The 17,691-nt window shown below is 59.5% G+C and carries 15 protein-coding genes; 9 read left to right on the top strand and 6 right to left on the bottom strand.

Annotated elements, in window-relative coordinates; genetic code table 11:
* Nucleotides 1-34 precede the first annotated feature (34 nt).
* Nucleotides 35-1,468 carry a GuaB1 family IMP dehydrogenase-related protein gene (locus tag L6990_RS00430; RefSeq protein WP_237202419.1) on the top strand — a complete coding sequence of 478 codons (1,434 nt, stop codon included), beginning with the start codon at nt 35-37 and terminating at the stop codon, nt 1,466-1,468.
* Nucleotides 1,469-1,745: 277 nt separating this feature from the next.
* Here the strand turns inward: L6990_RS00430 and L6990_RS00425 are convergent, their stop codons facing one another.
* From L6990_RS00425 to L6990_RS00410, 4 genes are all read right to left on the bottom strand, one after another.
* Nucleotides 1,746-3,356: a DEAD/DEAH box helicase gene (locus tag L6990_RS00425; RefSeq protein ID WP_237202109.1), complete on the bottom strand. Its 1,611-nt coding sequence runs from the start codon at nt 3,354-3,356 to the stop codon at nt 1,746-1,748.
* Nucleotides 3,357-3,595: 239 nt separating this feature from the next.
* Nucleotides 3,596-3,829, bottom strand: coding sequence for a DUF3107 domain-containing protein (locus L6990_RS00420; RefSeq protein WP_237202108.1), 234 nt, complete (start codon nt 3,827-3,829; stop codon nt 3,596-3,598).
* A gap of 132 nt (nt 3,830-3,961) precedes the next feature.
* On the bottom strand, nt 3,962-4,618 hold the full coding sequence (locus L6990_RS00415; RefSeq protein WP_237202107.1) for a TetR/AcrR family transcriptional regulator: 657 nt from the start codon (nt 4,616-4,618) through the stop codon (nt 3,962-3,964).
* Nucleotides 4,619-4,695: 77 nt separating this feature from the next.
* Nucleotides 4,696-5,991 carry a glutamyl-tRNA reductase gene (locus tag L6990_RS00410; RefSeq protein WP_237202106.1) on the bottom strand — a complete coding sequence of 432 codons (1,296 nt, stop codon included), beginning with the start codon at nt 5,989-5,991 and terminating at the stop codon, nt 4,696-4,698.
* Nucleotides 5,992-6,234: 243 nt separating this feature from the next.
* Between L6990_RS00410 and hemE the strand changes: the two genes are divergently transcribed.
* The 8 genes from hemE (at nt 6,235) to hemL (ending at nt 15,337) form a co-directional block, all read left to right on the top strand.
* Complete coding sequence (gene hemE / locus L6990_RS00405; RefSeq protein WP_237202418.1) at nt 6,235-7,356, top strand: uroporphyrinogen decarboxylase; 1,122 nt, start codon at nt 6,235-6,237, stop codon at nt 7,354-7,356.
* A gap of 11 nt (nt 7,357-7,367) precedes the next feature.
* On the top strand, nt 7,368-8,816 hold the full coding sequence (gene hemG / locus L6990_RS00400; protein ID WP_237202105.1) for a protoporphyrinogen oxidase: 1,449 nt from the start codon (nt 7,368-7,370) through the stop codon (nt 8,814-8,816).
* 52 nt (nt 8,817-8,868) lie between these two features.
* Nucleotides 8,869-9,672: a hydrogen peroxide-dependent heme synthase gene (gene hemQ, locus L6990_RS00395; protein ID WP_237202104.1), complete on the top strand. Its 804-nt coding sequence runs from the start codon at nt 8,869-8,871 to the stop codon at nt 9,670-9,672.
* A complete protein-coding gene (locus tag L6990_RS00390) occupies nt 9,672-10,991 on the top strand; it encodes a ferrochelatase (protein ID WP_237202103.1) in 1,320 nt (439 codons plus the stop codon). The genes hemQ and L6990_RS00390 overlap by 1 nt, the downstream gene beginning before the upstream one ends.
* Before the next feature lie 69 nt (nt 10,992-11,060).
* Nucleotides 11,061-12,080 (top strand): hydroxymethylbilane synthase, encoded by a 1,020-nt coding sequence (gene hemC, locus L6990_RS00385; RefSeq protein ID WP_237202102.1) that lies wholly within the window; start codon nt 11,061-11,063, stop codon nt 12,078-12,080.
* A 14-nt stretch (nt 12,081-12,094) separates the two neighbouring features.
* On the top strand, nt 12,095-12,910 hold the full coding sequence (locus L6990_RS00380) for a uroporphyrinogen-III synthase (protein ID WP_237202101.1): 816 nt from the start codon (nt 12,095-12,097) through the stop codon (nt 12,908-12,910).
* 21 nt (nt 12,911-12,931) lie between these two features.
* Entirely contained in the window at nt 12,932-13,945 is a 1,014-nt protein-coding gene (hemB, locus tag L6990_RS00375; protein ID WP_237202100.1) for a porphobilinogen synthase, read from the top strand.
* Between the two features lie 66 nt (nt 13,946-14,011).
* Nucleotides 14,012-15,337, top strand: coding sequence for a glutamate-1-semialdehyde 2,1-aminomutase (gene hemL / locus L6990_RS00370; protein WP_237202099.1), 1,326 nt, complete (start codon nt 14,012-14,014; stop codon nt 15,335-15,337).
* A 263-nt stretch (nt 15,338-15,600) separates the two neighbouring features.
* Here the strand turns inward: hemL and L6990_RS00365 are convergent, their stop codons facing one another.
* Nucleotides 15,601-16,932: a threonine/serine ThrE exporter family protein gene (locus L6990_RS00365; protein WP_237202098.1), complete on the bottom strand. Its 1,332-nt coding sequence runs from the start codon at nt 16,930-16,932 to the stop codon at nt 15,601-15,603.
* A gap of 40 nt (nt 16,933-16,972) precedes the next feature.
* The gene (locus tag L6990_RS00360; protein ID WP_237202097.1) at nt 16,973-17,662 is read right to left on the bottom strand and encodes a 3'-5' exonuclease; all 690 of its coding nucleotides are present in this window, start codon (nt 17,660-17,662) and stop codon (nt 16,973-16,975) included.
* Nucleotides 17,663-17,691: the final 29 nt, after the last annotated feature.

The following is a 17,691-nucleotide window of genomic DNA, read 5'->3' as shown; positions in this document are numbered from 1 at the left end:
GCGCGCTCCTACTTCTACCCGTAAGCTGGGTTACATGAAGTTTCTGAACGATATGACTCCCTCCACCGATCTGACCTACAACGACGTTTTTATGGTGCCCTCCCGCTCGTCTGTAGGCTCCCGCATGGGCGTTGACCTTGCGACCGCTGACGGTACCGGCACCACCATCCCTCTGGTCGTTGCTAACATGACCGCTGTTTCAGGCCGACGCATGGCAGAAACCGTTGCCCGCCGCGGTGGAATCGCCATCATCCCTCAGGACGTTCCCGCTGACATCGTGGCTGAGACCATCGCTCGGGTGAAGAATGCCCACCTGCTCTTCGAAACCCCCATCACGGTAAAGCCTCACCACACCGCAGGCTACGTGCGTCACCTGTTGCCCAAGCGCGCCCACGGGGCTGCCTTCGTCATGGACGGTGACCAGCCCATTGGCGTCGTCACCGCCAAGGATCTGCGCGGTTGCGATAACTTTGACCAGGTTGAGGACGTCATGTCCACCGAGTTACTGACCCTCCCAGACACTGTTAGCCCCCAAGAAGCCTTCGAGATTCTGCACCAGCACTCCCGTAAGGTAGCGCCCGTGGTCGATGTGGAAGGTAATCTGGTGGGCGTTCTCACCCGCGCGGCGGCCCTGCGCGCCAGCCTCTACACTCCGGCCACCGATGACCAGAGCCGCCTGCGCATTGGTGTCGCCATCGGCATCAACGGCGATGTAGCAGGCCGCGCCCGCACCCTTCTGGATGCCGGTGCCGACGTGCTGGTGGTAGACACTGCCCACGGTCACCAGGAAAGCATGATCGAAGCCCTCAAAAAGGTGAAGGCTCTCAACCCGAAGGTGCCTATCGTCGCAGGCAACGTCGTCACCGCCGCTGGTGTTCGTGACCTCGCTGAAGCAGGCGCTGACATCATCAAGGTGGGCGTTGGTCCCGGTGCTATGTGCACCACTCGCATGCAAACCGGCGTGGGGCGCCCCCAATTTTCAGCCGTGCTTGAATGCGCAGCAGAAGCCAAAAAGCTGGGCGTCCACATCTGGGCTGACGGCGGCGTCAAAGACCCCCGCGACGTAGCCCTCGCACTAGCAGCAGGTGCCTCCAACGTCATGATTGGCTCCTGGTTCGCTGGCACCTACGAATCACCCGGTGACGTTTTGCAGGACGCGGATGGCCGCCTTTATAAGGAATCCTTCGGTATGGCATCCCGCCGTGCCGTCACCAACCGCAACGCCAAAACCGAAGCCTTTGAGAAGGCCCGACGCCAAATGTTCGAAGAAGGCATCTCATCAGCCCGCATCTACCTACCCAAGGGTAAGGGCGGCGTTGAAGACCAGATCGACTCCATCATCTCCGGCGTCCGATCCTCCTTCACCTACGCCGGTGCCTCAAGCATCGCAGAATTCGCTGAGCGCGCCACCGTGGGCATCCAGTCCGCCGCCGGCTACGCCGAAGGCCAGGCACGCGAAACCCGCTAGCCCTATTTGGAGAAGCCTATTCCTAAATATTTTCAGGTGGTACAGGCTCGCGCTCGCTGCCGACCCTCTCGCCCGGTTCGCTAGCTGGCTCGCAAGCTCACCAGATTCGCACCAGGATTTATTTCCTCGCGCTCCGAAAAGTGTGCTCCATCGAACCAGCAGCTTCGCTGCGAGCCTGTACCACCTTCTCCTATGAGGCTAGTATCCCAATAAGAGCTATGGCCGGGTTGAAAAGAATTAAATTTCTTTCCAACCCGGCCATAGCTTTTAAACTATTTTAGTTTTCTGCGCGGGGAGTGCGGCGGCGACGACGGCGTGTGCCATCCCCGCTCTTTTCAACGCTCTTCTCACGGGGTGTGCGCTCAGCGGAGCCTTCGCCCTGACGGGCGCGGCGGCGACGCTCACCCTGGGGCTTGTCGCCGGTGCGCTCTGTACCTTCTGCGCCCTCAGATGAGCGCTCACGGCCACCGGAGCGGCGTCCACGACCGTCACCGCGGCTACGGCTGCTGTCGCGGTTTGATGAGCGGCGGCGGTCATTCCCACCGCGTCGGTCGTTACCGCCACGAGGGCTGCGGCGCTCGCGGCCGTCCCCGTAGTCTTCTGCCTCTTCAGCATCCAGCCCAGCAGCAGTCTGCTCGCTTTTAGGCAGCTTGCCCTTGGTCCCCTTTTCGATGCCTAAGTCAGTGAAGAGGTGGGGGGACGATGAGTAGGTTTCTACCGGGTCGTCCACGCCCAGCTCAAGAGCCGCATTAATAAGCTTCCAGCGGGGTACATCTTCCCAATCCACCAGGGTCACGGCGGTACCCGTGTTGCTCGCACGGCCGGTGCGGCCTACACGGTGCAGGTAGGTCTTTTCGTCTTCAGGGCACTGGAAATTGATGACGTGAGTGACGTCTTCAACGTCGATACCGCGTGCAGCCACGTCGGTTGCCACCAAAATATCAACCTTGCCGTTGCGGAAGGCGCGCAGAGCTTGTTCGCGGGCGCCCTGGTTAAGGTCACCATGGATAGCGCCGGCTGCGAACCCGCGCCCCATGAGTTCCTCTGAAAGGCGGGCGGCGCTACGCTTGGTCTTGGTGAAGATGATGGTGCGCCCTCGGCCTTCGGCACGTAGAATGCGGCCAACCAGCTCGTCCTTGTCCATGGGATGGGCGCGGTAGATCACCTGGCGGATAGAAGCCTTGGTGGCGGTTTCGTCCTCGCCACTTTCAGCACGAATGTGCATGGGACGGCTCATGTAGCGGCGGGCCATGGTCAGCACGGCACCGGGCATGGTAGCCGAGAAGAGCATGGTCTGGCGCTTTTCAGGGATAAGCGAGAGCAGCTTTTCAACATCGGGTAAGAAGCCCAGGTCTAGCATTTCGTCGGCCTCATCCAGCACCACAATTTTGACCTGAGAAAGGTTTAAAAAGTGCTGGCGCTGCAGGTCAATGAGACGGCCAGGGGTGCCCACGATAACCTCAACACCAGCTTCAAGTTCTTTAACCTGGCTTTCGTAGGGGCGGCCACCGTAGAGGGTGGCGACGCGGGCGTTGCGCTTAGTCGCTGCGATGGAGAGGTCGTTGCCCACCTGAATCGCAAGTTCACGGGTAGGGACGATAATGAGCGCCTGTGGTGCTCCTGGGGTATTCAAAGACGCCCACGCTTCGTCCTCACGCCCGACCACGGACTGAATCGCGGGCAAGCCAAAGCCGAGAGTCTTACCGGTACCGGTCTTAGCCTGGCCGATGATGTCATGCCCCGAAAGAGCAACGGGAAGGGTCAGAGCCTGGATGGGGAAGGGCGTGGTGATACCCTTTTCTGCCAAAGCATCGCTGATGTCCTGACGAACGCCATAATCGGCAAAAGTGCGACTATCAGTGGTGACCGTTTCAAAATTTTCTGTCAAGAATCGTTTTCCTTAGATGGTGCCGCAGCGAAGTGCGGCAGTGGGGAAGCCGATCGCAGGTTAGTCTCGTTCAATCGACCGCACAAACGGTGCGGGAGAACTTTGTTCAGGTGTTGATAGGTGAGGTTCACGACCGGGCAACCAAATAACTTTTTCATTCTACCGACAAAAAGACATAAAAACAGGGCAGGTGGGTGAGTCGCCTACGACTCACCCACCTGCCCTGAAGCGTGGCAGCGTTATTCGCCCACGCCGATGCCGAAGCCAATGCGACGCTTGGACTCAGCGCCGATTTCAACGAAGCCAATTTGAGCTGCTGGTACCAGGGTAGTTGCACCCTTAGAGTCAGTCAGTTCAAGAATGCTGCCCTGAGCCAAGGCGTCTGCCACTTTAGCCTTGATATCAGCAGTGGTTTCATCCGAGTCGATAACAACCTGGGTGGGCACATTCAGCACGCCAATTTTGATTTCCACGAGAAACTCCCTCAATACGGTGGGGCACGATGGAACCGTGCCAAGCTTTACCCCAGTGTACGTGAGCGCACTAGTTCTCAGACACCTCGGCGTCCTGTGTTCGTAACAGGCGAAACAGGTCTTTAGACTTGTTTATTCCCAGTCCTCGTCGATGATTGAAATGCCACCCCAGGCAAGGCGGAAGGTGGCCCTTTCGGCTGCCGCAAGAGCTTCATCGGAACTGCCATTGCCGATCACGACCTGTGTTGAGGAAAGTACCATACCGGTCAGCATGCGGGCAGTCAGCATCGCTTCCTTAAAGGGTAGGCCTGCATTGGGCGCTAAGATTCCGGCAATATTTTCTGCAATGAGGGTATGCAAATTTTCGATGCGTTCGAGCACCGCAAAGTCGTTGTGGATATCTGATGCAAAAATCAGGCGGTAGCCGGCAACGTTAGTGCGGGCATAGGTAAAGAAAGCGCCGATAACCCCCTCGACGCGTTCCCTATTGACCTCTGATTGATGCAGGGGCGCGATGATGAGCTTCAACATATTCTTGATTTCTTCATCGAGCGCCGCCAGGTAGAGATCACGTTTACCCGCAAAATGCTGGTAGAGCACCGGTTTGCTCACATTTGAGGCGTTAGCAATGTGATCCATAGTGGTGTGGTGGTAGCCTTGCGCAGCAAAAATCCGTACTGCGTTATTGATGAGCTGCTGCCTCCGCAAATCCTTGGGTAGGCGGGACACAACAAACGCATCGTTGGAGCCTTCTGGTGCACTGGGTGCTACTACAAGGTGAGAGCTCATCTGGAGATAAACCTTAGATGTAGGGATGGGGTCTTGCTAACGAAGCCATGAATCTCGCCCCTGCGTGCGGCTTCAGGTTATGAAGCGTCATCTTGCGAAAGGGCCTGATTTTGGATTTGTTCCTGCACTTCAATGCCATATAGTGCCTCGAGGGCAGATACGTAGTCATCAATCCTGCCGTCACGGGCTAGTTCCCTAGCTCGCACGGTGGGGGTGTGCAAAAGCGATTTAACCATGCGGCGCATGGCAAATTCGAGTTCTTCGGTGGCTGCTGTGCAACCGTATTGATGACGCACTTTAGCTAGTTCTGCATCGAGAACGCTCATGGTGTGCTGTCTGAGAGCAACAATAGCAGCATCCACATTGCGAGCCTTCTCTTTGACCCTGAATTCAGCAGCTTCTTCGTCCACAATTGTGCGGGCAGTATGCACCGACTCCACGGTTTCTTCCGGCGCGGCGAGGCGTACCGACTCTAGGGTAATGAGTTCGACATTGGGTAAATCGGCCACCTCGGGGGCGAAGTCCCTAGACAGGGCTAGATCAAGGATGACGCGCTTACCCTCGGGGATTTCAATCGGCAACATGGGGGAGGAAGCACCAGAGCAGCCAATGATGATGTCGGCCTTTTCCATAGAGGAATAGAGGCTGCCGTGGGGCACTGCTTGAGCGCCTCTTTTGTCCGCAAAAGAAGCTGCACGATCACTTCGGGAATAAACCCAAATATCGGTGCATCCCCGCTCGTGAAGTGCGGCAATAGTCGCACCGGCATAGGCGCCAGTGCCAAAAACCAGCGCTGTGCGGGTGGCCCAGGTCTTCTCGGTGATGTCATCAGAAATATCTAGAGCAACAGAAACAATCGAGCGACCGCGAGAACCCAACATGGTGCGCTGCCCAACCTTGCGTGCCGTGGCAGCTCCATGGTCGAAAAGTCGCACCAGGTTACCGGTAGCCCGCCCCTTCTCCTGCGCCAGGGAGAGCGCTCGGCGCACCTGACCGGTGATTTCTCGCTCGCCCACAACCGCGGACTCCAACCCAGAGGCAACCGTGAAAAGGTGGTGGGCGGCGTCCGAGTTGATAAAAACATCAAAGCTGCTCTCAACGATGTCGTAGCTGAGACCAGAACGCGTTGAGACCGTTTCAAAAATCTTTTCAGAGGCGAGAGCCACATCATTGTGGATATTCTGCTGGGTGGCCCCGGGCTTGCTGGCCAGTTCGACGTAGATTTCTAGGCGATTGCAGGTAGACAGAATCACCTCGCCCTCAACGCCTTTGCTGACAAGGTGGGAGGGGAGGTCTTGAACACCATCGCTGAGATGAGCGATGGTGGTGAGGTCTACAGTGCGGTGCGATGCAACGAGGCTAAAAATAGTCACAACGCTCTTAATAATAAACAAAAACTTGCTAGAAATTTCTGACAGGGTGTCACTAAGGTAAGGGTGGTAGGGGTCAACCGTGGGCACTTGAGCTTTACAAGGCCGCATCTCGCGGCGCAGCGGGTCTGCACTTAAAAGTGCATTTCTGCTGGTGGTAGCCAGGTCATACATCTCTAGATTTACTCCAGCGACACCCTGTCTCTAAAATTTTTTATTTTGATTGGCACAATAGTGTGTATGAGTATGAACCAGAGCCCTGCCCTCAGGCAGCGTGCCCTGCTCACCGATGAGCAGCTCGCGCACCTCCCTGCCAACCACCCCCTCAAAACTGCGAACACCGGCGAGTCGGCCATGATTCGCACCCTCACCGGGCGTCAGGCTGACCACGCTCCGGTCTGGTTCATGCGTCAGGCTGGTCGCTCTCTGCCGGAATATCGCGAGGTTCGTGAAGGGATCCCCATGCTGGATGCCTGCCTCACACCCGCACTCGCTGCAGAAATTACAGTGCAGCCCGTCCGCCGACACAAGGTGGACGCCGGTATTTTCTTCTCTGACATCGTTATCCCCATGAAGCTTGCTGGAGTCAACGTTGATATCGTTCCCGGCCGCGGCCCGGTGCTGGACGCCCCCGTGCGCACCATGGAAGAGATCAAGAACCTGCCGGAACTTGAGAATTCAGCCCTAGACCCCATCCGTGAGGCTGTTGCCCTGACCGTCAAAGAGCTGGGCTCCACCCCGCTGATCGGTTTTGCTGGCGCCCCCTTCACCGTAGCCGCCTACATGGTTGAAGGCGGCCCCTCCCGTGACCACCTGCGCCCTCGCACCATGATGCACGCAGACCCGGAAGCCTGGTACGCCCTGGCATCCTGGGCAGCCCGCACCAGTGCTCAGTTCCTGGCAGCTCAAATTGAAGCCGGCGCATCAGCGGTACAGCTCTTTGACTCCTGGGCAGGATCCTTGGGTGAGGGTGACTACCGCCGCTTCGTGCAGCCCCATTCTGCCGCCGTCCTCTCTGCTGTTGAACACTATGGCGTGCCCCGAATCCACTTTGGCACCGGTACCGCTGAGCTGCTGCCCGCCATGCTAGAAGCTGGTGCTGATGTGATCGGCGTGGACTACCGTCTGCCCCTGTCCGCAGCCCAGGAGCGTCTGGGCGGCGGCATCGTCTTGCAAGGCAACATTGACCCGGCACTTCTCGCCTCGGGCTGGGAGGCGCTTGCCGCCCACACCGACGCCGTGCTGGAAGAAGGACGCTGCGCACCGGCCCATGTCGTCAACCTGGGCCACGGCGTACCACCGGCCACTGACCCCACCGTGCTCACCGCCCTGGTGGACTACATCCATACCCAAACTCGTAAAGGCTAGGTAGAGAGCCCATGGCAACCGGAGCTTCACAGGCGGAAACCGCACTCGTTATCGGTGGCGGTATTTCAGGTCTTCTTGCTGCGCGCGAGCTAGCGCGCGCGGGCAAAAGAGTCACCCTGGTTGAACGCGAAGAGCATCTGGGCGGTGCGGTAGGTTCTCATCAACTCGCTGGGCTGGTGCTGGACTCAGGTGCTGAGTCCTTTGCTACCCGTACCCCGGTGGTAACCAACCTACTGGGTGAACTGGGGCTTGAAGAGCAGATCGTGCACCCCAACCCCCTGGGCTCCTGGCTCTACCTGCCTGAGGGCGCTTTTCCCTCACCATCCACCGGTGTGCTGGGTATGCCGGGAAGCTTTGATAACCCGGCTCTCAAACAGATTTTGGGGCGCAGAGGTTACCGCCGCGCCACCTTGGATAAGGTGCTGCCGCGCTCTGCCGGCTCCACGGCAAAAACCCTGGGTGAGCTTGTGCGGGTACGCATGGGGCAGCAGGTACTTGATCAGCTGGTGACCCCCGTGGTATCCGGTGTCTTCTCAACTCACCCTGACAAACTCGAAATTGCCACCATCGCGCCGCGCTTACTAGAGGGCCTGGCCCAGCACGGCTCTCTGGCGGCAGCATCCGCCGCTCAACGGGCTGCTTCACCAGCTGGGTCCCAAGTAGCGGGAATTGATGGCGGCATGAACCGCCTGTCGGAAGCACTGGTTGATGAACTGCTCAATCTTAGAGTGAGGCTGGTCAGCGGGTTCGACACTATTGCCGTTGACCGCGATCCCTCGGACGGCCGCTGGACCGCTATCCAGCGTCAACCTCAGAGCGGTGAGCGTGCAGCCGTTATTTCTGCTGACCTGCTGGTCGTCGCTACTGACGCCCAAACCGCTGTGCGCTTGCTTGGCCCCTACCTGCCAGCCAGCGCACTGCCTGCTGTGAAACCGGGGCCAGAAGTTGCCCTGGTCTCCCTTGTGCTGGACGCTCCAGCCCTGGACGCTAACCCCCGCGGCACCGGCCTTTTGGTGAGCGAGCAGGTCACCGGCGTCCGCGCCAAGGCACTGACCCACGCCACTGCCAAGTGGAGTTGGGTTGCCGAAAGAGCAGGGGAGGGGCGCCACGTCGTCCGCCTGTCCTACGGCCGTGCTGGGCAGGAGAACTCACCGCTGTCAGACCTCGCCCTGCACGATGACCAGCTGGTCACCCTGGGCCTGCATGACGCCGGGCGTCTACTGGGCGTGCCCCTGAGCAAGTCATCGTTGGTTGCCGCTGATGTGGTGCGCTGGCGTACGGCGCTACCCTCCACCGGGCCAGGGCACCGTCAGGGCGTCGCAGCCTTCCGCTCAGCTCTTGAAGATCTGGATGGAGCCACCGCAGTTGGGGCCTGGGTAGCAGGCACCGGCCTGGTTGCTATCGTCACGGACACCGCCCCGCACATCCAGCGTTTTATGCAGCGCAATTCAACCGTCTAAGTCAGCCACAAGTTTCATCACACCCTAACCCAACGGTCAAGGAAGAAAACCCATGTCACACCCCACCTCAGCCCACGGTTCAGAACACGGTGCAAGCGGCTACAGCCACGCAGCTGCAGCTCGCCCCACCGCCAAGGACGCCAACGGTAAGGTTCAGGGCCAGCGCCCCGGCGAAGTTGCCGAAGGCGATACCCAGTTCCACTACGCCCTCTACACCATCTTCGCCCGCGAGGGCGTTGCCAGCCCCAACGCACGGGGTGCAGAAGCAACCGCTGAACTCGAAAAAGCAGTAGCAGAGTTAGAGGCTTCCGGCATTACCGTTCGCGGCTTCTACGATGTCTCAGCGATGCGTAACGACGCCGACGTGATGGTCTGGGTGCACGGTGCTGTGCCCGAGGACCTGCAGGCAGCCATCCGCACTCTACGCCGTACCGAAGCCTTTAGCGGCACCAAAATTGTCTGGTCTACTATGGGTGTGCACCGTGACGCTGAGTTCGTCGTCAACCACACTCCCACCTTTGCTAAGGGCATCGAACCCGAAGCCTGGCTCTGCGTTTACCCCTTCGTGCGTAGCTTTGACTGGTACACCATGAACCCCGAAAAGCGCCGCGAGATCATGAAGAACCACGGGCTCAAGGGCGTGGACTTCCCCGAAGTTCTGCCCAACACCATCGCCACCTTTGGTCTCAATGACTACGAATGGCTCATCGCTTTGGAAGCTCCCGAGCTGGTGCTGATCGTGGATATTATGCGCTCCTTCCGTAACACCGAAGCCCGCCACTACATCCGCGAAGAGATTCCCTTCTACACTGGCCGCCGCATCCCGGCTGCCGAGGTCGCTGAGGTGCTTGCCTAATGACTGCTATCCCTAACGACGTCCGGCCCAACGTCACGGACCCCAACAACACCGCCTCCAACGGCCCTGCCCGCCTGGATGAGACCACCATCGCCGACTTCCACGGTGAAGAAAACCTGACCCGCCCGCGCGCAGAAGCACCCCAGAACTACGACCTGGTCATCCTCTCATCCTTCGGCGGGCCCGAAGGGCAAGAGGACGTGATCCCCTTCTTGCGCAATGTCACGGCCGGCCGCGGCATCCCCGACGAGCGCCTTGAAGAGGTTGCCACCCACTACCGTGCCAACGGTGGAGTGTCGCCCATTAACGCCCAAAACCGTGCCCTGTTGGCTGCCCTGCAAGAAGCTCTGGCTGAGAAGGGCCCCAACATTCCTATCACCTGGGCTAACCGCAACTGGGAACCTTACGTCAAAGACGTGGTGCAAAACGCCTACGACGAGGGTAAACGCAACATTCTGGTGCTAGCTACCAGCGCCTACCCCGGTTACTCCTCCTGCCGCCAGTACCGCGAGGACTACGGCATGGCGCTTGAAAAGCTAGGTCTGGAAGGCAAACTGAACATCGATAAGGTGCGTCAGTTCTTCGACTCACCCGGCTTTATCCAGTCCTTTGTTGATGGTCTGGTGGATGGCCTGAAGGACGTGCGCGCCCGCCTGGCAGAAACTGAACAGAAGGCAGCCGGTAACGGCAAGATCCGCATTATGTTCTGCACCCACTCGGTGCCCACCAGCGCAGCCAACGAAGCTGGCCCGCGCGGAGTGGACTACGAAGGCGGCAGCGCCTACGTTGAGAAGCACCTGCAGGCAGCACGCGCCGTCCTCACCGGTGTAGAGGCAGTAGACCCTGCCCTGCTCGATGAGGTTGAGTGGGAGCTGGTCTACCAGTCACGCTCCGGCCCACCCAGCATGCCCTGGCTAGAACCCGATGTGAACGACGCGCTAGACGCCATCGAGGGAGCTGTTGACGGTGTGGTTCTGGTACCCCTGGGCTTCGTCTCGGATCACATGGAAGTAAAGTGGGATTTGGACACCGAAGCTCTGGATACCTGCGCTCGCCTGGGTTTTGTAGCAACACGCACTCCTACCCCCGGCGTTCACCCTGAGTATGTGGAGTCCCTGCGCCAGCTGATCGCTGAGCGTGTGGCCGAAACTGCTTCTTCTGCCGATCCGGCTGAACTGGAAGCTAATCGTGGGGGAGTCTGCGGCGGCAAGGGATGGTTTGACGCCTGCAACCCGGACTGCTGCAAGTCTCTGCGCCCCGGCTCAGACAAGGCACGTATTGCTGATTACACCGGTGACACCACCGGCGGAACCCGCTAAAAACGTCAGCACAGCGCCCCGGCACCCCTGCCGGGGCGCACTGATGCTTAAACCTAAGGACGAAGGTACATGGTAGCGAAAGCACCCTACACTGTTGGCACCCGCGGCTCAGCTCTGGCGATGACGCAGAGCAAAATGGCGGCAGATTCCGTGGCAGAAGCCGGAGGTTTTGAGTTGGGCATGGTCACCGTTAAAACCGAAGGGGACGTGCTTACCGGCCCGCTCTCTCAGATGGGTGGCACCGGCGTTTTTGCTGCCACCCTGCGTACGCGCCTGCTCGAAGGAGCTGTTGACCTGGCAGTCCACTCCCTCAAGGACCTACCCAGCGCACCCTGCCCGGGACTGGTTATTGGTGCTACCCCTGAGCGAGAAGACCCACGTGATGCCCTCTGCGCCCGTGACGGTCTAACTCTTGACGCCCTGCCGACCGGCGCCCGCGTGGGCACAGGCTCCCCGCGCCGTGCCGCCCAGCTCTTGGCATTGCGCCCCGATCTAACCATCGTTGATATCCGCGGTAACGTGGGCACCCGCCTGGCACGTGTGGCCGGTAACGAAGCCTACGGAGTTGGCGGTGCCGGCCTGCACGGCGAAAAGAAACTGGGCGCTATCACCGGCGACTGCGATGCGGTCATTCTGGCGGCTTCGGGGCTTAAACGCCTGAACCTAGAGGAAACCATCACCGAGTACCTGCCTACTGATCGGGTGGTTCCTGCCCCCGGTCAGGGTTCGCTGGCACTTGAAGTTCGTGAAGGTGAACTGGACGGTGAGCCTACTCCTCTGGGGTCGGCAGTCACTGCGGTGGACCACCTACCCACTCGTCTGGCGGTCACCGCCGAACGCGCTCTACTGCGCCGTCTTGAGGCAGGCTGTGCCGCCCCCATCGGCGCCTATGCCTACATCGAGGAAGACCAGCTCACCCTGGATATTTGCGTGGCAGCTACCGACGGTTCAGAGACCCTGCGTCAGACCCTCACCACTGACAAGCTCACCCTTGAAGCGGCGGCTGCTCTGGGCGTCCGCGCCGCTGAGCAACTTTTGGAGCAAGGCGCAGCCAGTCTTGCCGGGCTCGAAACTGCTTTTGGGAACTAGGTAGAGTGAAGACTATGACGCACCTTCTTTTCACCCGCTTTCCCCGCAAGGCGGGCGGCTTTACCCAAGAACTGCAGAAACTCTTGCCCGGCACTACTGTCGATTGCGCTCCGGTGCTTGAAGCGGTTGCGGTAACCCCGGAAGACTGGGACGCCACCGCCTTCTCGCTGATTCGCGGAGAATATAGCTGGGTCACCTTTACCTCGGTCAACGGTGTTCTTGCTTTTGACGCTCTGGCTGCGGAGCTAGGGCAGAGCACTGTTGAATTGCTGGGTGCTGCCCAGGTTGCCGCGGTGGGCACTGCCACGGGCAAGGCGCTAGAAGCCTTGGGTGTACTGGTGGATTTTGTGCCAGAAGAGCAGTCTGCAGCGGGCATGGTGGCCGAGTGGCCCCTGGATGAAGAATGGGAAGACCCTACAGAAGAAACCGTACTGCTGGTACAGGGCCTGACCGCCTCACCCACCCTGGAAGCCGGGCTCACCGACTACGGCTATACTGCCCTAACCCTGGGCGTCTACGACATGCAGACCTACCCGGCGCAGGAGCCCCTGGTGGAGCGTCAGGAAGAGGACGCTGCGGCTCTTGACCTGGACGCCGCCCGGGCGGCTGTGACCTCGGCTGATGTCCTGGTAGCTACCTCACCGCTGATTCTTTCTACCCTGGCTGAGGGCTACTCTGGGCAGCTGCCGCCCACAGTGACTATCGGAGCAGCTACCGAAGCTGCTGCCCGTGAGCTGCCTGCCAGTGTACAGCCCGCGAAAATTTCTGCCGCTGCCACCCCCGCTCCGGCTGATCTGGCAGCCGCTGCAGCTGACCTTCTCAACTCCTAAGAATGACCCAAAGGACCAACGATGTTCTCAAAACCCAGCCTTGATTTACCCGTGCGCCCCCGCCGCCTGCGCACCAGCGGCCCCATGCGCGCGCTGACCGCTGAGACCCGCCTGGCACCTGCCAACCTGATTCAGGTGCTCTTTGTGCGCGACGGCATCGACGCACCCGTTGAAATCGCTTCCATGCCAGGCCAGTACCAGCACACCCTGGATTCCGTACTGGGGGAGGTTCAAAAAGCTATTGACGCCGGCGTCGCCGCCATTGACCTCTTCGGTGTGCCCAAGGACGAAGACAAGGACGCCGCCGGCTCGGTGGCCTGGGCAGATGACGGTATTCTCAACCGCGCTATTGCCGCCGTCCGTAAGAAATTTGGTGAGCAGATTGTCATCGTTGCTGATACCTGTCTGGACGAGTTCACCGACCACGGCCACTGCGGCCCGCTGACCACCGATGACTTCGGCGTAGTGTCTGTTGATAATGACGCAGCTGTGGAAGCCTACTGCAAGATGGCTGTCTCCCAGGCCAAAGCCGGCGCTCACACCGTCAGCCCCTCGGGCATGATGGATGGCCAGATCTCTGCCATGAGGGCAGCCCTGGACGATGCCGGTTATAGCCACGTCTCCATCCTCGCCTACTCCGCCAAGTACGCTTCAGCCTTCTTTGGCCCCTTCCGCGATGCCGTGGGGTCAACCTTCACCGGTGACCGCAAGACCTACCAGCAGGACCCAGCTAACCGCCGCGAATCCCTCTACGAGGCCGCCCTTGATATTGAAGAGGGCGCCGATATGGTCATGGTCAAACCTGCCACCGCCTACCTGGATATCGTCCGCGAAATTACCGACTTCTCACCCGTTCCGGTTGCTGCTTACCACGTCAGCGGCGAGTACGCCATGATTGAGGCAGCTGCAGCTCAGGGCTGGATTGACCGCAAGGCGGTTGCCCTTGAAGCGCTGACCGGCATCCACCGCGCCGGTGCCACCATGATTTTGACCTATTACGCCACCGAAGCCGCCGGCTGGCTTAACCAGCGCTAATCCCTCATTTCCTCTTGACCTCAGGGCAGGTAGAACACCTGCTTTACCACTGAAAGGTTCCCTAATATGACTGTTTCAGAAGATCTCTTCGCTCGCTCCGCCAAGGTGATTCCCGGCGGCGTTAACTCCCCGGTCCGTGCCTTCAACTCTGTGGGCGGCACCCCCGCCTTTATGGTGGAAGCCCAGGGCCCGTACCTGACCGACGCTGACGGTCGCAGCTATGTTGACCTGGTCTGCTCCTGGGGCCCGGCGCTCCTGGGCCATAAGCACCCCGGCGTGATTGAGGCTGTACACGCCGCCGTAGAGCACGGGCTCTCCTTCGGCGCTTCCACCGCTGCTGAAACCGAACTGGCTGAACTGGTCGTGGACCGTATCAATGCCGCTATTCCTGGTGCTATCGACCAGATTCGTATGGTCTCCACCGGTACCGAGGCCACCATGACCGCTATTCGCCTGGCACGCGGTTACACAGGCCGCGACAAGGTCATCAAGTTCGCTGGCTGCTACCACGGCCACGTTGACGCTCTGCTTTCTGAGGCTGGCTCAGGCGTTGCTACCCTCTCTCTGCCTGGTTCTGCGGGTGTTACCGCAGCAACGGCGGCCGAGACCATCGTCCTGCCCTACAACGACGAGGACGCCGTACGTGCTGCCTTTGCTGCCCACCCCGGTGAGATTGCAGCCATCATCACTGAGGCAGCTCCCTGCAACATGGGTGTGGTTCCACCTGCTCCCGGCTTTAACAAGTTCCTGAGCCAGGTCACCAAGGAAAACGGCGCCCTCTTCATCTTTGACGAGGTGCTGACCGGCTTCCGTGTTTCATCTGCCGGTTACTGGGGCTTCGCTTCACCCGAGGACGGCGGCTGGGTGCCCGACCTCTTCACCTTCGGCAAGGTCATTGGTGGCGGTATGCCTATGGCTGCTCTGGGCGGCAAGCGTCAGGTCATGGAGTACCTGGCACCCACCGGCCCCGTCTACCAGGCAGGCACCCTCTCAGGTAACCCCATCGCTATGGCAGCGGGCCTGGCAACCCTCAAGGCAGCTGACGCTGGTGTCTATCAGACTATCGACCAGCGTTCAGTCCAGCTCCAGACTGAGCTCAAGAGTGCCTTTGACGCTGCGGGCGTGGACCACTCTATCCAGACTGCCGGTAACCTCTTCTCGGTTGCCTTTGGCACTAGCCAGGCTGGGGTGCACAACTACGCTGATATTAAGGCGTCACAGACCTACCGCTACAACGCTTTCTTCCACTCCATGCTTAACTCCGGTGTCTACCTGCCGCCCAGCGCTTTTGAGGCCTGGTTCCTTTCGGCTTCCCACGATGATGCCGCCATGGACCTCATCGTCTCCGCCTTGCCGGACGCCGCGCAGGCAGCAGCCGCAGCCACCGCCTAAGAGGGGAGAGGCCTAGCCCCTTTCAACCCCACAACACAGTAGACGCACCTGCTTCTTACTCAGCTCACTTGCTGGCAAGAAGTAGGTGCGTCTACTTATTAAAATCACTAACCTCTGTGAGATTGTGAGTGAAGGATTACACGGTTTTGGGAAAATTTGGGTTCATGTGATGCGATGTATCGGTCTGATTCTGCCGGGGCACGTCGAAAGGCGCCGGGTTTTTACTTGCTCTCCAACAATCCTTATCTTAGGGGGTTGGAAGCCTAGCGGGTATGCCCGGTCGGCAGACTGGCGACGTCCTGGGTGTCGCGGTCATAGCGCCAGTCGGGGTCCATGAGCAGGCGTGAGAAGGCCAAGCCCATGCCCAGCGCCATGAAAATAAAGAGCACCTGCACAAAGCTCTCGAGAGCCGCGGAGATATTTCCGTTGGAGAAATGTGCCATCGACATATAAAAACTGACACCCGGAACCATGGTCACAACCGCCGGCACCGAGAGGGAGACGCGGGAGACGCGGCGTCCAAAAGCAGGGGCAAGAATCTCAGACAGCACTCCTGCAGCGAAAACAGCGGTAGCAACTGCCAGGTGGGGTGCCCACCCCGTCTCCACCAACCAGATACGCGCCGGGTTTACTCCAGCCGCTATTACTCCGGCCCAGAAGCAGGCAAGAGGGGAAGCCGAGAAGAGCATGGCGAAGCCGAAAGCGGCGATGAAGGACGCCACCACCTGCGCCAGCACTAGCAGCCAGGTGGCGATATGAGGTGACGCTGCCTGCTCTAAGGGCAGGTCAAAGGCCGTGGAGACCAGCCAGACAGCGCAGGAAGCTGAAACCAGCAGCAGCATGACGTAGGTTAGCCGGTTGATACCGGCGGCAAAATCCATGCGGAAAAGATCTAAGAGCCCGGTCACCAGAGGAAAGCCGGGCACCAAGTAGAGCACCGATGATATAAAGCCCACCAGGTGGTTATCGCCAATGAACCCAGGGGCAATGAGGGCGTTCATAACACCCACATAAAGGCCCGCTGACAAAAGGCCACACAGTAACCAGACTGCTGCATGGTTCATTCCCTTGTGCGCTAGCGTGGAGCGTAGTAGCTGGCCAGCGAAGGCAGCGAGCAGAACTACAGCGCACTCGATGATGCCGCCCCGGTTAAGGAAGGCAAAGCCTGCGCAGGCAAAAGCAGCTGCTAGGGCTAGGAGACAGGGAGGGTAGATGGGCTTTTCCGCGCCGATGCGATCCAGGGTAGCGCTGGCCTGTATCGGGCTGATGTGCTCGGGTAGGGATGAAACAAAGTCACCCAGTACATCAATTTTGAAGGCGTTAATGCCTTTGATACGAGTCTCGGCGACCTCGGTGCGAAAGTTGTTCCCCGAATAAGAGGTCGTAGAGATTTCGGTAAAGCTAATTTGGGCGTGGTGCTCATCCAGCCCCACTGCTCTTGCAAGGCGTGACATGGAAGATTTAACCCTGTAGGCAGAGGCCCCAGACTGCATGAGCAACAGACCCAGTTTCATCACTACTGCTGACTGGTCCATCAGCAGACGGTGCTCGCTGGGGTTTGAACCCCTATAGGCGGCGCTGATGGTGTCGTTCATGGTGCCCTCACAGGTCTAAGAAGGATGTGCGTCTTTAATCCTACTCGCCGGTACGCACCGGCCATTCACCGCTAATGTCAGCCTGTTTGCCAATGCGGTCAAAGTATTCCTGCAGCTCTTTGGCCTGCTCAGCAGCCCAGGTAATTTGGGCTTTGTGCAGGTCAGCGGCAGGTTGCTCAATCTCGTCGTATTCCAGGCTCATGGCGGTCAACAGACGCTCGGCGGCCAGAGCGTCGTCCTTTGAAGTGTGAGCGTTTTCAAGTTCTACGCCGTACTCACCGGCGAGGACTTCTAGGGTGCGCTTGCCCTTCTTGAACTTGTGCACGTGCTTGTTGATGACCAGGGGGTCCAGCACGGGGTAGCAGGTCAGTGGCGGGTAGTCATAGCGGGCTAGCTCGTGATGCATGACCGAGAAATCGTAGGAAGCGTTGAAAGCAATCACGGGCACCCCATCCGCGAAGAGACCGCCCAGCGCCATAGCCACCTCATAGGCTACTTTGGCCGCAGGCTGACCGTGTTCACGGGCGTATTCGGTGGTGATTCCGTGTACCGCGGCTGCTGGGGCTGGAATTTCAATGCCCGGGTCAGCTAGCCACTCACCGGCGCGCAATACCTGACCGTCGGCGTCCACCAAGACCAGGGAGGCGGTGACAATACGAGCGGTTGCGGGGTCAACGCCGGTGGTTTCAAGGTCGAAGGTGGCGCGGGGCAGGTCTGTCCATGAAGTCATACCTCGATAGTAGCCGCTGGCAGGAGGTG

It is taken from the genome of Rothia endophytica (assembly GCF_928381505.1).
In the GTDB taxonomy this organism is placed as follows: domain Bacteria; phylum Actinomycetota; class Actinomycetes; order Actinomycetales; family Micrococcaceae; genus Rothia; species Rothia endophytica_A.
The sequence above is the reverse complement of the archived record's forward strand: the minus strand, read 5'-3'. Positions and strand labels throughout refer to the sequence as shown.